12 protein-coding genes are annotated in these 14,409 nt (G+C 69.5%); 8 read left to right on the top strand and 4 right to left on the bottom strand.

Annotated elements, in window-relative coordinates; translation table 11 throughout:
* Window positions 1-91: 91 nt before the first annotated feature.
* Entirely contained in the window at window positions 92-1,504 is a 1,413-nt protein-coding gene (locus OHT74_RS19400) for a hypothetical protein (RefSeq protein ID WP_328620913.1), read from the top strand.
* Window positions 1,505-1,549: 45 nt separating this feature from the next.
* On the opposite strand, the gene OHT74_RS19395 is transcribed toward OHT74_RS19400, so the two are convergent.
* A complete protein-coding gene (locus tag OHT74_RS19395; RefSeq protein WP_328620912.1) occupies window positions 1,550-2,752 on the bottom strand; it encodes a DUF1266 domain-containing protein in 1,203 nt (400 codons plus the stop codon).
* An 11-nt stretch (window positions 2,753-2,763) separates the two neighbouring features.
* Entirely contained in the window at window positions 2,764-3,168 is a 405-nt protein-coding gene (locus OHT74_RS19390) for an ATP-binding protein (protein ID WP_328620911.1), read from the bottom strand.
* 213 nt (window positions 3,169-3,381) lie between these two features.
* On the opposite strand from OHT74_RS19390, the gene OHT74_RS19385 reads away from it, so the two are divergent.
* The 3 genes from OHT74_RS19385 (at window position 3,382) to OHT74_RS19375 (ending at window position 5,931) form a co-directional block, all read left to right on the top strand.
* Window positions 3,382-4,269: a helix-turn-helix domain-containing protein gene (locus OHT74_RS19385; protein WP_328620910.1), complete on the top strand. Its 888-nt coding sequence runs from the start codon at window positions 3,382-3,384 to the stop codon at window positions 4,267-4,269.
* Complete coding sequence (locus OHT74_RS19380; RefSeq protein WP_328620909.1) at window positions 4,266-4,436, top strand: DUF397 domain-containing protein; 171 nt, start codon at window positions 4,266-4,268, stop codon at window positions 4,434-4,436. The genes OHT74_RS19385 and OHT74_RS19380 overlap by 4 nt, the downstream gene beginning before the upstream one ends.
* 340 nt (window positions 4,437-4,776) lie before the next feature.
* Window positions 4,777-5,931, top strand: coding sequence for an IS701 family transposase (locus tag OHT74_RS19375; RefSeq protein WP_266665674.1), 1,155 nt, complete (start codon window positions 4,777-4,779; stop codon window positions 5,929-5,931).
* Window positions 5,932-5,983: 52 nt separating this feature from the next.
* Here the strand turns inward: OHT74_RS19375 and OHT74_RS19370 are convergent, their stop codons facing one another.
* Window positions 5,984-7,915, bottom strand: a complete 1,932-nt coding sequence (locus OHT74_RS19370) for a helix-turn-helix domain-containing protein (protein WP_328620908.1) — start codon at window positions 7,913-7,915, stop codon at window positions 5,984-5,986.
* A gap of 295 nt (window positions 7,916-8,210) precedes the next feature.
* On the opposite strand from OHT74_RS19370, the gene OHT74_RS19365 reads away from it, so the two are divergent.
* Window positions 8,211-8,951 (top strand): class I SAM-dependent methyltransferase, encoded by a 741-nt coding sequence (locus OHT74_RS19365; RefSeq protein ID WP_266665672.1) that lies wholly within the window; start codon window positions 8,211-8,213, stop codon window positions 8,949-8,951.
* Between the two features lie 23 nt (window positions 8,952-8,974).
* Entirely contained in the window at window positions 8,975-11,137 is a 2,163-nt protein-coding gene (gene pabB / locus OHT74_RS19360) for an aminodeoxychorismate synthase component I (RefSeq protein ID WP_328620907.1), read from the top strand.
* Here the strand turns inward: pabB and OHT74_RS19355 are convergent.
* A complete protein-coding gene (locus tag OHT74_RS19355; RefSeq protein WP_328620906.1) occupies window positions 11,064-12,053 on the bottom strand; it encodes a transaldolase family protein in 990 nt (329 codons plus the stop codon). The genes pabB and OHT74_RS19355 overlap by 74 nt on opposite strands.
* 338 nt (window positions 12,054-12,391) lie before the next feature.
* Here OHT74_RS19355 and OHT74_RS19350 point away from each other — a divergent pair, with 338 nt between their 5' ends.
* Window positions 12,392-13,561, top strand: a complete 1,170-nt coding sequence (locus OHT74_RS19350; protein WP_266665669.1) for a 3-deoxy-7-phosphoheptulonate synthase — start codon at window positions 12,392-12,394, stop codon at window positions 13,559-13,561.
* A gap of 30 nt (window positions 13,562-13,591) precedes the next feature.
* Complete coding sequence (locus OHT74_RS19345) at window positions 13,592-14,362, top strand: 2,3-dihydro-2,3-dihydroxybenzoate dehydrogenase (RefSeq protein WP_266665668.1); 771 nt, start codon at window positions 13,592-13,594, stop codon at window positions 14,360-14,362.
* Window positions 14,363-14,409: the final 47 nt, after the last annotated feature.

The raw sequence follows: 14,409 nt of genomic DNA, 5'->3' as shown, positions 1-14,409 counted from the left end.
TGTGAGGCGGGCCATGGGTCATGACGTTACTCCGATCGGGTGCGGGCGCACTCCAGAGGCGTTCACCGGCATACGGCGGCAGACTGGTGTCATGGCGAGCACATCCGTGGTGGCCGTAGATCGACCGAATGGCCTCGGCTGGCGGCACGTCACCGTCGACGGCAAGGACGCGGGGAATGTCCGCTCCATCAAGGAGCTGGGAAGACTCATAGACCGCGCCGGCCTGGAATCCGGATACGACATCCATTGGATCGGCGGGGACTGCACGGTCTGGCCGGACAACCCGCGTTACCGGTATACCGTCGGCGGTCTGATGGCACTCGGCCTCTTGGCGACAGCGGGCATGCTCTTCTTGATCGGCATGATGGACATCTTCGGCGCCCTCACCTACTCCGGACGCATCACTGGAATAATATTCCTTCTTGCCGCCGCGCTGGAAATCGTTGCCGCACTGGCCGCTGTTGACTATTGGCACAAGCGCAAAGTGGCCCATTCCGGGATGATCACTTTGATCGGCGCGTTGGGCTCTATTGCCGTCGGCTCGTTCATGCTGCTCATGCAGTTGATCGAGGGAGGGACATACACGTGGTACGTGCCGCTTTGGGTGATTTTCACCATGCTGTCCGTGGGGGCTCTGGTCATACTCGTCCGCGACCGGGTGTGGAAGGCGATTCCCCATCCGAAGCGCATAGTGGCCGGGGTGATCATCTCCAGCCTCCTTGCCATCCCCAACGTGACGTATACGCAAATATATCTCCCCTACGCGACATCGCCGGTCGTGAACAGTGCAGCCACCTTCGGGAAACCGAGTCTGAACGAGGGGGAGACGAAGATGTATCTGCCGGTTCATCTGTCGGTGAAGAACGCAGGCCAGATTCCCGTCTACATCCTCGGCAGTATCTACTGGGTCCACGGCTGGATCCCGGCCAAGAAGAAGCCGCACTTCGAACTGATCCGTGACGGTGAGTTCATGATGCCGCCGGGGCGGACATTGAATCCGGGTGAGGAATTCTCGGAGGACGAGGTCGCCGAGATCGCGGTCAATGAGTCGCATGAGTCGAAATACGAGAAAGTAAAGGTCGAGGCCGAGCTGTACGCGATCAGGAAGGACCGGATGGTGATAGTTGGCAACTATGAGCGCTCTGGCAAGAATCTGAGGCAGCTCATAGAGGAAGGGGAGGAAAGGGATCCTCGGGGGCCGGACCAGGCGGACCAGCCGGGCCAGGCGGATCAGCACTACTTCAGGTATCAGACCGACATCTCGAACAGCAATGAGATCCTCAATGCAACTCGAGGCCGTCAGCGTATAACTCTGTGGTATGTGCACAAAAAGGACTGGCCGTACATTTATGTGGTTGTGGAGCCGCCTGGCTTGAAGGTTGATTTTGACCTGAGGGACCCTAATCGAAACAAGAAAGCCATTGATCGGTACGGTCTGCAACAGGTGCGCGGCTCAATGCAGCAGAAACCCCTCGCGGAACTTACGGACATGGCCGAGCACTAGCCCTCCGCCTATGAATCGCCCACGCCTACGAAGTGATGAAGTACCCTAGTTCCACGGGATGTTGAGCCAGGGGCTCGACGGTTCGGTGGTCAGCGTCAGGTGCGTGGCCAGGGAGCCGGCGTACCACTCCCCGAACTCCTCCTCGTCGAAGTGCAGGCACCGGCCCAGCAAGTAGCCGGCGGAGAACTCCGCCCAGGAGCGGTACGTGTCACCGGCCGCCTCCCCGGCGCGGAGCACCGCGCGCTCCGCCTCCTCCAGCGTGCCATAGCGCGTGCCGAGGCCCCAGCGGGCCATCTGGGAGGCCCGGCCGATGTCCCAGCCCTCGACGGAACGTACGTAACCCCCCTCGGGGAGCAGTCCGTCGGCCCGGAAGCGCTGCTCGTACCGGGCGATGCGCCCGATGAGGCGCTGTACGCCGGCGACCTCGCCCTCGACCTCCGCGGTGGGGCGCGGCTGCGCGACCGTGACCCCGTCGGGGGTGAGCTGCGGTTCGGCGGCCTGTTCGGCGCTGCGGCGCAGGCTGGCCTCGGCGGCGTGCCGCCAGTGCTCGACGTCGACGGGCCCGGCGAAGTCGGAGGCGAGGATCCGGCGGATGCGCAGGACGAACTCCCAGACGGGGCTGACGATCTCGGCGTTCAGCATGCGGTGCAGGACGTCGAGCCAGTCCTCGCGGGTGGTGATGCCCCAGGACTTGCGGAGGCGTTCGCGCTCGCGGTTGTAGCCGCTGCCGTGGTAGGCGAGTGCGTTCCAGAACTCCCCGTTGCTCACCGCGAGATGGGCGCCCACGGCCAGTCCGCGGGCGACGGGCCCGTGCAGGGGCCCGCCGGTGTGCAGGGCGTGCACGGCGCCGGGCGCCAGGCCCCAGGTGGTCGCGGCGTCCCAGTGGGCGCGCCAGCGGGCGAGGTCGGCCGGGCCGGTGGTGAGGTAGGCCTCGGCGGGGCTGCCGGGGTTCACGGCGAGGTACGGGGGGTCGCGGTGGTCCCAGGCGTTGGCGAACCAGGCCAGGCTCTGACGTACGAAGGCGGTCTCGGGAGTGGGGACGGGCAGCATCCCGCGGGTGTAGACGGGGAGGGTGTGGCCGACCGGGTGGAAGCGGGCCTGGGTGGGCTCGGCGTCGATCTGGGTGCGGGGCTGGGGGAGGAACAGCTCGGCGCGGGCGAGTACGTCGAGGTACCGGCCCCACTCGCCGGCGCTCTTGGCCTCGTACAGTTCTCTCTCGACGGCGCTCGGCGCGATCCAGGTCCCCATACGAGCCAACCCTAACGGGGCCCACCGACGCAGAGCTCGGCCCATACCGTCTTGCCGATGACCCTCTCGGAGTCCCCCCACCGCTCCGCGACGGCGCCCACGATCTGCAACCCCCTGCCGTACTGCTCATCGTCGGCCGCCGCTCGCAGTTCGGGCCGCCGCTCGCCTTTCGGATCGGTGACCGCGATGCGGAGCACTGCTCCTGTGAGCTGTACCTCGACCCGTAGGTACCGGTCCCGCAGCGAGCCGTGCAGCAGCGCGTTGGTGGTGAGCTCGCTGGTCAGCAGCGCCGCATCCGATGCCAGCTGGGGCAGCCCCCACGCCACCGCGAGCCAAGCGGCTCGCCGCCGGGCCGCGGGCACCGAGTCCTGCCGGGGCGGGTAGTTCCGCACGTCGCATCGCGTCGGCTCGTCCATGTGTACGTGCACCTCCGATGGGCGGTGGCTCCGCCGTGCGGGCAGCACGGTGCACTTCCGCCAACTGAGCTTGGGCAGTGAGCAGTTCGTCACCGACGGTAGGGGTTGCCGAACTTTTTGCGCAAGCTCTTCCGGAGATATCTATCCCCAGGTGGTAGTTGTGCCGAGCGAGTGGCGCGGGAAGACTGCTTCCGGTACATGGAGGTGGTTCAAGTGGCGGCAAGTCAGACAGCGTTGGGCAACCGGGTCTCTACGGTGCTGGCACGACGGCTGGGTGGTGAGCTGCTTCGCCTCCGGGACGCGGCGGGCCTGACTCAGCCGCAGGCGGCGCAGGTGCTCAGCGCGACGGCGGCGAAGGTCGCCAAGATGGAACGCGGCTGGGTCCCGTTCAGGGACCCGGATGTCGTGGCTCTGTGCAAGCTCTATGGGGAGACGGACGAGGCAGTTGTCGGCGGTCTGCTCGCTTTGGCCAAGCTGGATCGCGAGCGTCGGAAGGCCAAGGGCTGGTGGCAGCACTCACCTGATGCCGGTTCGATGGCGGAGTACATTGCGATGGAGGACGTCGCGACCAAAGTGCGCACCTGGCAGCTGTCCCTGATCCCCGGCCTGCTCCAGACCGCCGACTACGCCCGTGCCCTCGCCGTGAGCGACGAGTTCTGGCAGGACCCGGACGACATCGAGCGCGTCGTCGCCATCCGTGTGAAGCGTCAGAACCGGCTGTGGAGTGACGTGCCGCTCCAGGTCCATGCGGTGATCTGGGAGGGGGCACTGCGACAGGAGGTCGGCGGCGTCGCAGTGATGAGTGCGCAGCTTGCCCACTTGCTGCAACTGGCCGACATGCCGAACGTTCACGTGCAGGTGCTGCCGTTCCGTGCAGGTGGGCATCCGTGCATCGTCGGGCCCTTCAATGTCATCTCGTTCGCGGAGGCGGACGCAATGGACGTCGTCCACGTCGATGTCATCGGATCCACGGTCTGGGTCGAGAGCCGTGAGCAGAGTGCCGAGTACAGCCGGTACTTCGACCGCACGGCCAGGATGAGCCTGGCTCCTCGTGACTCCATCGATCTGATCGACAACATTCGTAAAGGGTTTCAGGCATGACGCAGTTCGAGTTCGTGAAGTCCAGCTACAGCGCTTCCAGCGGGGAATGCGTCGAGGTGGCCACGAACGTGGCCGGGACCGTCGCCGTCCGGGACAGCAAGCGGGCCGACGGGGCGGTCGTCGAGATCACCGACCTGGCCTGGGCGTCCTTCGCTCGCACGCTGTGATCTGAGCTGCCCAGTGGTGGGCCGGTCACCACGCCAGGGCCGTGGCGTGGTGGGGCGGGCACCTCTGGCGGCGTATGCCCCGGGCGTGGGGCGGGTGGGGTGGGTGGTCCACCTCGGCTCCAGCGGGGCTCGACCCGGCTGCGAATCGTTGCTGCCCTGGCCAAAGGGTTGTGGTGCGCTGCATCGAATGATGATTCGGGTTCGCCTGGTTCTTTCGGGCTGATGGTCCGCCGTGCATGCCGGGCCGAATGTGTGTGACGGGTCCACCTGGTTCTCCCGCCTCCCCCGACCGCAGGGTTGAGGGGCTGGAGAGAACGTCGGGGGAAGGGATGTATCCGTCATGAGCGCACCGAGTCTCGAACGCCTGGAGACCCTGAGCAGCCGGTTCGTACCAGACCTGGTCGTGGCCGAACTCTGCGCCGAGCTGTTCGCCTCGCTGCCGCGCAGCGACCAGCGGCGCAAGGGGGAGGTGTACCTGCGCGGTCTCCTGAAGGCCGAGGGGCGCAAGTCGATACGCAACATCGCGGCGCATGTCGGCGACCGGGCGGCCGAGCAGAGCCTGCACCACTTCGTGGTCTCGTCCACCTGGGACTGGGGTCCGGTACGGGCGGCCCTCGCCCGGTATCTCGAGCGGGCGCTGCGCCCCCGGGCCTGGGTCGTGCAGCCGGTGGTCATCTCCAAGGCCGGCACGGAGTCGGTCGGGGTGGCCCGCCGTTTCGTGCCCGAGCGGGGCCAGATGGTCAACAGCCAGGTGGCGTTCGGGGTCTGGTCCGTCGGCGAGGAGCACAGCTGCCCGGTGAACTGGCGGCTCGCGCTCACCCAGAAGTGGCGCGACAGCGTCGGCCCCCTCTCCCCCAACGTCCATGAGTCGGAACTGGCGACGAGCCCGCTCGAATGCGCCGCCGGAGCCGTCGAGGAACTGCGCGACTGGGTCGGGCAGATCCGCCGCCCGGTGGTGTTCGACCTGCCCGACGTCGATCCGGCCGCGGTGGCCCGCCGGTTCGGGCCGGCCGGGACGCACTTCGTGGCCTCGGCCCGCGGCTCGATGCGGGTCCGCTGCGTGGACCCGGTCCTGCCGAGCAGCGGCAACCGGGAACTCGCGGCGCACCAGCTGCTGTTGATGGCGGGCACGCTACGCCGCCCGGTGACCTGGGTGGACCCGCTGACCCTCCAGCAGCGCACCACGCTGGTGGTCGGCGTACGGGTGGAGCTGCCGCAGGCGCCCAGGCCGCTGCTGCTGTTCGGCGAGTGGAGCGATCCGCGCGGCTGGCCCGAGCAGTGCTGGGTCACCGACATGACGCAGGCGCCTCCCGGCGGGCTGCTGCGGCTCGCGAAGCGGGCGCAGAACGTCGAGGCGGACTTCGCGAACGTCTCGCAGAAGGTGGGGCTCACCGACTTCGGTGGCCGTTCCTTCGGCGGCTGGCACCGGCACACCACCCTGGCCTCCGCCGCACACGCGGTGCGGGTGCTCACCCAGGGGGCCGGCGAGCGGTAGGCCGCCGGCCGCCGGCCGCCGGCCGCTGGCCCAGCCGGAGGCCGGCCGGCGGTCAGCCGATGGTCTGCCGGGGCTGGTCGCCGCGGGGGCCCTTGTTCAGCGCCTGCCGGGTCCGCTGGAGCTGGAGGGCCAGCTGCACCTGGAGGGCCTGGTTCGGCTTCTGCCAGTCCTCGCCCAGGATCTCGGTGATCCGCTCCAGCCTGCGCGAGACCGTGTTCGGGTGGACGTGCAGGGACTCGGCCGCCCTGGAGGGGCTGTTGGCCGAGGCGAAGTACGCCTCCATGGTGCGGATCAGCTCGGTGTACTGCTGGTCGTCGTAGTCGAGGACGGGGCCGATGGTGTCGTTGATGAATCCGGCGATGTTCGGCTTCTCGGAGAGCAGGACGCCGAGGAAGCCCAGCTCCCCGGGGGACGCCGTGCTGCCGGGGCCGGTGAGCGCCGCGACCGCGTCCAGGACCCGGCGGGCCTCCTGGTACAGGTGGACGATGCCGGCCGGATCGTCGACGGGACCGGCGGAGCCTGCCGTGACGGGCTTGCCGAGCACCTCGGAGAGCTCCTTGGAGGCCGTACGGGCGATGGACCCGGCCTGGGTGCCGGGCAGCAGCAGCACCACGATGTCGCCGTCCACGCTCTTGAGGCCGTGGTGGCGGTTGGCGTACGAGGCGGCCCACGCGAGCACGCGGCCCTGGACTCCGCCCTCGGGCCGGGCGATCACGATCACGTGGGGTTCGTCGAGGTCGAGCGCGAGGCGCCGGCTCTGCTCCGCGATCTGCACCGGGGACAGCGAGGTGCCCCGCAGCAGGTCGTGGAAGAACTCGTCCCGCATGTGGCCCTCGGCGGCGGCCATGCCCTGCTCCATCAGCAGCACCACGGCGGTGACCTGGGCGGTGAGTGCGAGGAGCTGGATCTGGCGGTCGGTGACCGGCTCGTCGCAGACCAGGATGAGCGTGCCCAGCATCTCGTCGCCCGCGGCGACCGAGGCGACCCACACCCCGTCGCCCGTGCTGCGCGGCTGCCGGTCGGTGTGCGCGTCCAGCAGGACGGTGCGGATCTCGGACTCGTCCAGCTCGGGGGGCTCGCCGCCGGGGCAGGCCAGGTTGCGGCCGGCCGCGTCCCGTACGAGCAGCGTGCCCTCTAAGCCCTTGACCGCCTCGGCGGCCAGATTGCCGAGGCCGCCGCCCTGGAGCACCAGGTCGAGCAGGCGGCCGTGCGTCTCGCGGAGCTGGCGGGCGGTGGTGGAGGAGTCCAGGGCCCGGGAGGTGTCCTGCTCCAGCTCCACGACCTCGTACCGGGTCTGCTCCAGCAGCCGGGCCTTTTCGATCGCAACGGTGGCGAGGTCGGCGAGCGAACTCATCAGCGACACCTCGTCCGGGGTGAAGTGCCGGACGTTCCGGTCCGCGACGTACAAGGCGCCCAGGGTGGTTCCGGCGTGCCGCAGCGGGACGGCCATGACGGCGTGCAGGCCCTCGGCCTGCACCACTTCGTCGATGACGGGGCTGTGCTGGAAGGTTTTGTCACTCATGTAGTCGGCCGACCAGAACGGGGCCGATCCGTCCGCGGCGCGCTTGCCGACGCCCCCGCCGGTCAGCGGAATGGCGAACCCGATGGTGAGCGCGGAGGCATGGCCGTCGGCCGAACGCACCCTGGAGCACTGCGCGTCGAGGTCGTCGAAGCTGACCCAGGCCATGTCGAGCCCGAGCAGCAGCCGGGCCCGTCGGGTGATCACCTTCAGCAGCTCGTCGAGGTCGTACGGCAGGGTCAGGTCGCGCGCGGTGTCCACGAGGGCGGCGAGGCCGGCCTCGCGCTGCTGGCGGCGTACGAAGAGGGCCCGGATGCCGAGACTCTGGTCTCGGGCCCTGGTCAGCTGGGCGAGGGCGGCCCCGGACAGGCCGGACTCACGGGCTTTGCGGACCACGTCGTCGAAGGCAGCCGCGGGCGCCTCTCTGTTCAGCAGTTCCAGCATTTCGTAAGCGTGGTCAACCACGACTTCTCCCCCGACCCCCATAAAAGCCGTTCACGATTGCACCAACCCGAGTGCAAGCAATCCCTGGCCTGCCTGAAAGTATCTCTTGGGGCAAGAACCGGTCAAGAAACACTCGAGAAGCGATCCAGGTCAGCGACGCGGAGGGTGATCGGATCACCACGGTCCATGAGTGATGCTGTCACGTGAACACCTTCTGGTCGAGGCTGACTCAAGGGCAGGCTGCTCACTGAGCGTTCCGGTGCCGGCACCACCATCGGCACCACCAACAGCCTGATGTTTCCTTGGGGGAGTTCGCATGTCTCAGGTGTCACAGCTGTCTCAGCTCCAGAGCTACGAGCGGTCGCTGCTGCGCAGCCGGCTGTCGCTGACCCGGCAGGACCGGCCGCGGGTGTTCACGCTCGGCGACCGCGAGTGGGACCTGTTCGACGAGGTCTTCGCCCCCGTCTACTCCCCTTCGACGGGTGTGGCCCTCGAGCTGCTCGATCTCAACAAGCTTGCACCAAGCCCGCGTTCGGGTTCATTCCTGGAGATAGGGTGCGGCACCGGCGTGATCGCCGTGACTGCCGCGCTGGCCGGATATGAGCGGGTCGTGGCGGCCGACATCAGCCCCTCCGCCGTGGAGAACGCCTCCGTCAACGCGGAGCGGCACGGGGTGGCGGACCGTCTGCAGGCGCTGCACAGCGACCTGTTCTCCGGACTGCGCGAGAGCGAGCGGTTCGATGTCGTCTTCTGGAGCTCCAACTACGTGATGGGGCCCGAGAGTTACGAGTACAAGTCGGTGCACGAGCGGGCATACGTGGACACCGGGTACCAGGCCCACCGCCGGTATCTGGAGCAGGCCGTGCACTGGACCACCCCGGGCGGCCGGGTCCTGCTCCACTTCAGCGACCGCGGCGACCTGGCGGCACTGCACGAGATGGCGGACGGAAGCGGCCGCGAGTTGTCGACCGTGGCGAGCCACCGGGTCCGCGAGGGGGAGTACGGAGAGGACATGGTCGAGCACATGCTGCTCGAAATCAAGCCAATCTCGGCCTGATTCAGACGGGGGGATATTTCATCATGCGCACGCTGCTCGTGGACAACTACGACTCGTTTACCTATAACCTCTTCCACTATCTGACCGAGGTCAATGGTCAGGAGCCGGAAGTCGTTCGAAATGACGACCCGCACTGGAAGATGACGGAACTCGGCGCGTTCGACAACGTCGTGGTCTCGCCCGGCCCCGGCACCCCGTGCAGGGCGGCCGACTTCGGCATCTGCGCCGAGATCGTCGAGCGCTCCCCGCTGCCGCTGCTGGGCGTCTGCCTCGGCCACCAGGGGATCGGGCACGTGCACGGCGCCACGGTCGCCCGTGCGCCGGAGCCCCGGCACGGCCGGACCTCGCCCGTCCTGCACGACGGCACGGGCCTGTTCGCCGGGCTGCCCTCCCCGATGGAGGTGGTCCGGTACCACTCGCTCGCCGTGACGGACCTGCCGGCCGAGCTCGAGGCCACCGCGTGGACGCCGGACGGCATCCTGATGGGGCTGCGGCACCGGACGCGGCCGATGTGGGGAGTGCAGTTCCACCCCGAATCGATTTGCAGTCAGTACGGGATCGAGCTGCTTGCAAACTTCGCCGGTCTGACCCGCGCGCACCAGGCGAACCAGGCGCATCACACGAACCACAAGCACCACGAGCGCCACGCGACGCGGGCCCGCCGCCCCGCCGCCGCACCTGCCACCGCACCCGCCGCCGACACCGCTCCCGCGCCCGCCGCCGAGGTCCCGGTCCGCCGGCTCCGGCTGGTCACGCGCGAGCTGCCCACCCGCTGGTCCCCCGAGACCGTCTACGACCAGCTCTTCCGCGGCAACAACCATGCCTACTGGCTGGACAGCAGCCTGCCCGGCGGCGACCGCGGCCGGTTCTCGGTCATGGGCGACGCCACCGGGCCGCTCGCCCGGGTCGCCACGGCCGACGTGTGGAGCGGGTGCGTCACCGTCGAGTCGGCGGGCGGCGCGAGCGAGCTGGTCGCCGCCCCCTTCCTGGAGTGGGTCGACCGCGACCTGCGCTCCCTGCACACCGAACTCCCCGAGCTCCCCTTCGACTTCGCGCTCGGCTGGGTCGGCTACCTCGGATACGAGCTCAAGGCCGAATGCGGCGGCGATCTCGTGCACCGCTCGCCGGTGGCCGACGCCACCATGGTCTTCGCCGACCGCGCCCTGGTCTTCGACCACGTCGGGAACACCACCCACCTGCTGGCCCTGGTGGAGGGGACCGCGGAGGAGTCCGCCGCCGCGGCCGACGCCTGGCTGATCGGCACGGCGGAGCGGCTGGCCCAGCTCGCGGGCCTGAGCCTGCCGGCCCCCCGGCCGACCGCCCCGAGCGGGGAGATCCGGCTGCGCCACGACCGCGGCGCCTATCTGGACCTCATCGACTCCTGCCTGGAGGAGATCGCCGCCGGCGAGACGTACGAGGTCTGCCTCACCAACATGGCCGAGGCCGAAGCCCGCCTCGACCCCTGGGCCGCGTACCGCACCCTGCGCCGCACCAGCCCGGCGCCGTTCGCCGCGCTGCTCCAGTTCGGCGAGCTGTCCGTGCTCAGCACCTCGCCCGAGCGGTTCCTGCGCGTCGCCCGCGACGGGCTCGTCGAGTCCTCGCCCATCAAGGGCACCCGGCCGCGCGGCAGCACCCCGCAGGAGGAGGCGGAGCTCATCGAGGACCTGCTGACCGACGAGAAGGACCGCTCCGAGAACCTCATGATCGTCGACCTGGTCCGCAACGACCTCGGCTGCTGCGCCGTACCGGGCTCGGTCGAGGCCGAGGAGCTGTTCCGGGTCGAGACGTACGCCACCGTCCACCAGCTGGTGAGCACCGTACGGGCGCGCCTGCGGCCGGAGCTGTCGGCCGTGGACTGCGTACGGGCCGCCTTCCCGGGCGGGTCGATGACCGGGGCCCCCAAGATCCGCACGATGCAGATCATCGACCGGCTGGAGGCGGGTCCGCGCGGGGTGTACTCGGGGGCCATCGGCTACTTCTCGCTGTCCGGCGCCGCGGACCTGAGCATCGTGATCCGTACCGCCACGGTCACCGCCGACCGCGTCCGGTACGGGGTCGGCGGGGCCGTGGTGGCCCTGTCCGATCCGGCCGCCGAGTACGAGGAGACGGCCGTCAAGTCGGCTCCGCTGCTGGCGCTGACGAATACCCGGTTCCCGGAGAGGCGGCGAGACCGGATCCCGTCCTGACCCCCCAGCCGTGCTGGAGGCGGGTGAGCTCCTCCGTCTCCAGCACGGCTGCGACCTGACGGGCGGGTACGCCGAGCCGCTCCAGGGCCCGGAGGGCGCACGCCGCCTCCCCGTCGGCGTTGAGGAGGGTGTCACCGGTCAGCTCCGGCTTGCCGGCGGCGGCCTCCAGGGTGTCCACGGACAGGGCGAGCGCGGTGTTCCAGCCCACCAGGGCGCCCACGCCGCCGTCGGCGCCGGTACCCCACAGCAGCCGCGGCTGCGGGGCGCCGTTGGCCCGGAGCACCCGCCACCAGTCCCCGGACAGCCGTTCCTCGCGCAGCCGGTACATCGTGCGGGCCACGGCCAGCCCCGCGGCGCCGCGCACCTCGTGCCGGGGGCCGACGCTGAGCTCGTCCAGCCGGGCGTCGACCGCCACGTCGAGCAGGCCCACCGGGAAGGAGGCCACCATCGGGGCGGCGCCCAGCGGCCGGCCGCAGGAGAGGGACCGCTCCAGCCCGTCGAGGTAGCCGTCGAGCACCTCGGCGTACCGCTCGTCCGAGAAGACCATCGAGGCGTGCACCCCGATCCCCTCGGCGAGGCAGTCGGACAGCACCCGGGGACCCGCCGGGGTCATGGGGATGCGGACGAGTGCGTTGGGGCGGTCCACCGCCCGGTGCACCGCGCGGGCCGCCTCGCCCATCGCCGTCACGTCATGGGCGCGGCGCGGGGAGACGGGCACGGAGACCTGGCCCACCGCGCCCTTGCTGATCTCGTACACGGGCAGCAGGACATCGCAGGCGCGGCGGAGCTGGGCCACGCTGCTGCCCGCGGGCGCGAGGGCGTTGTGGAAGTGGGCGCCCAGGGTCGGGTACCGGGCTCCGGCGTCGAAGTCCCCGGGGTCCTGCGTGCTCAGCCACGGCGAAACCCCCTCGGACACCAGTTGCTTCAGCAGCGCTCCAGCTCCTTGACTAACCACGAACACGACCTTAGAACGTCATGACATCTGTATGAACTGAACTGTTGATGGTGTGTCAAGTACCGGACCTTCCAGGTCCCGTGTCCTCTCACGTGTGCGGACCTTAAAGGGTTCGACGGCGACCGCGGCCCTACGCCCGGGTACTGCGTCAGGTTTATTTCGGGCCCTTGCTTTCAACCTGACCGAATACGGCCCCACCTGACGTAGTGGCGAATCTCTTGTGGTTCCCCCGAATGCCTGTTTCACAGACTTCTGGCTGCATCTGATGTCACGGCAGGTTCAGCACTGGGAGGTGCCGCATGCACGGTGTTGCACGCTGGAAATCATTGCCCGCGGGCCAACAGCCCGTTTGGCCGGATGAAGACGCCCTGGAGAACGCCAGGGCCGAACTCGCCGAAGCGCCCGCACTCGTTCGTCCTCAGGACGTCGAAGCCCTTCGCGTCCTGCTCGCCGCGGCCGCGCGGGGCGAGGTGCAGGTCATCCAGGGCGGGGACTGCGCGGAGGACCCCGCGGAGTGCACTCCCGGCTATGTGGCGCGCAAGGCGGCGCTCCTCGACGTGCTGGCCGGTGTCATGAAGACGCGCTCGCTCAAGCCCGTCATACGGGTGGGCCGGCTGGCCGGCCAGTTCGGCAAGCCGCGCTCCCAGCCGACCGAGACCGTCGGCGGCATCGAGCTGCCCGTCTACCGCGGCCACATGGTCAACAGCCCGGAGCCGGACCCCGAGCTGCGCCGTCCCGACCCCCGGCGCCTGGTCGCCGGCTACCGGGCGGCCGCCGGGGCCATGGGCTGGCTCGGCTGGCACGGCGAGGGGCGCCCCTCCGCGGCCGAGGCCCCGGTGTGGACGAGCCACGAGGCGCTGCTGCTGGACTACGAGGGCCCGATGCTGCGCACCCAGCCGGACGGCTCGGTGCTGCTGACCTCGACGCACTGGCCGTGGGTCGGCGAGCGCACCCGCGAGCTGGACGGCGCCCACATCGAGCTCTTCGCGACCATCGCCAACCCGGTCGCCACCAAGGTCGGTCCGAAGATGACCCCGGCCGAGCTGGTGGAGCTGTGCGGGAGGCTCGACCCGGAGCGGGAGCCGGGCCGGCTCACGCTGATCTCCCGGATGGGCCAGGGCACGGCCGCCGAGAAGCTGCCGGAGCTGGTCCGCGCGGTGCACGACGCCGGGCACCCGGTGCTGTGGCTGTGCGACCCGATGCACGGGAATACCGTCAGCCTGCCGGGCGGCGTCAAGACCCGTTATGTGGAAACGGTCGTACGCGAGGTCGAGGAATTCCAGAAGGCCGTCGTCGACAACGGCGGAGTGGCGGCCGGGCTCCACCTGGAAACGACCCCGGACCTGGTCCACGAATGCGTTTCCGACAAATACCACGTCGACGAACTGGGCGAGAAGTACACCTCGTTCTGCGACCCGCGCCTCAATGTCGACCAGGCCGTCGAGGTCGCCTCGGCCTGGCGCGGCTGAGACCGAAGAGAAAGAGGGGGTTTCTCCATCATGGAAGGAAAGATCGCTCTGGTCACCGGAGCGGCCGGCGGCATAGGCGAGGCGATTGTCCGCGCCCTGGCCTCCCGGGGCGTCCGGGTGGCCGCGGTCGACCGGGACGCCCACCGCCTGCGCGACGTCGCCAAGTCCGTCGCGGAGGAGGGCGGCCGGGTCGATCCGTTCCCGGCCGACGTCACCTCCAGCGCCGACGTCGAATCGCTCGTCGACGACGTCGAGGCGCTCGTCGGTCCGCTCGACTTCCTCGTCAACGCCGCCGGCGTGCTGCGGCTGGCCGAGGCACGCACCCTGACCGACCAGGAGTGGAGCACGACGTTCGCGGTCAACACCACGGGCGTCTTCTTCGTCTCCCGGGCCGTCGTCAACCGCATGGTGCCGCGCCGCCGGGGCGCGATCGTCACGATCGCCTCCAACGCCGCGGGCACCGCCCGTACCGAGATGTCCGCGTACGCCGCCTCCAAGGCCGCCGCGACGATGTTCACCAAGTGCCTGGGGCTGGAGGTCGCCAAGTTCGGCATCCGCGCGAACCTTGTGGCGCCGGGCTCGACGGACACCCCGATGCTCAGCTCCATGTGGCAGGACGAGAGCAGCGCGCGGGCCTCCATCGACGGGGTTCCGGACGCGTACCGCGTCGGGATCCCGCTGGGCAAGCTGGCGCGTCCCGAGGACGTCGCCGAGGCGGTGGTCTTCCTGCTCTCCGACAAGGCCGCCCACATCACGATGCACGACCTGACCGTCGACGGCGGTGCGGCGCTCGGTGCCTGAGACCGGTGCAACCAGTCAGCGAACCGTGAACGAGAGCGTGAACGAGA

The organism is Streptomyces sp. NBC_00354 (assembly GCF_036106915.1).
Lineage (GTDB): Bacteria > Actinomycetota > Actinomycetes > Streptomycetales > Streptomycetaceae > Streptomyces.
This window is presented reverse-complemented; position numbering and strand designations above follow the sequence as displayed.

Coding starts and splice junctions, on each gene's coding strand:
- OHT74_RS19390 (WP_328620911.1), bottom strand. CDS start 3,168: ATGGACGAGCCGACGCGATGCGACGTGCGGAACTACCCGCCCCGGCAG.
- OHT74_RS19400 (WP_328620913.1), top strand. CDS start 92: ATGGCGAGCACATCCGTGGTGGCCGTAGATCGACCGAATGGCCTCGGC.
- OHT74_RS19345 (WP_266665668.1), top strand. CDS start 13,592: ATGGAAGGAAAGATCGCTCTGGTCACCGGAGCGGCCGGCGGCATAGGC.
- OHT74_RS19375 (WP_266665674.1), top strand. CDS start 4,777: ATGAGCGCACCGAGTCTCGAACGCCTGGAGACCCTGAGCAGCCGGTTC.
- OHT74_RS19350 (WP_266665669.1), top strand. CDS start 12,392: ATGCACGGTGTTGCACGCTGGAAATCATTGCCCGCGGGCCAACAGCCC.
- OHT74_RS19365 (WP_266665672.1), top strand. CDS start 8,211: ATGTCTCAGGTGTCACAGCTGTCTCAGCTCCAGAGCTACGAGCGGTCG.
- OHT74_RS19380 (WP_328620909.1), top strand. CDS start 4,266: ATGACGCAGTTCGAGTTCGTGAAGTCCAGCTACAGCGCTTCCAGCGGG.
- OHT74_RS19395 (WP_328620912.1), bottom strand. CDS start 2,752: ATGGGGACCTGGATCGCGCCGAGCGCCGTCGAGAGAGAACTGTACGAG.
- pabB (WP_328620907.1), top strand. CDS start 8,975: ATGCGCACGCTGCTCGTGGACAACTACGACTCGTTTACCTATAACCTC.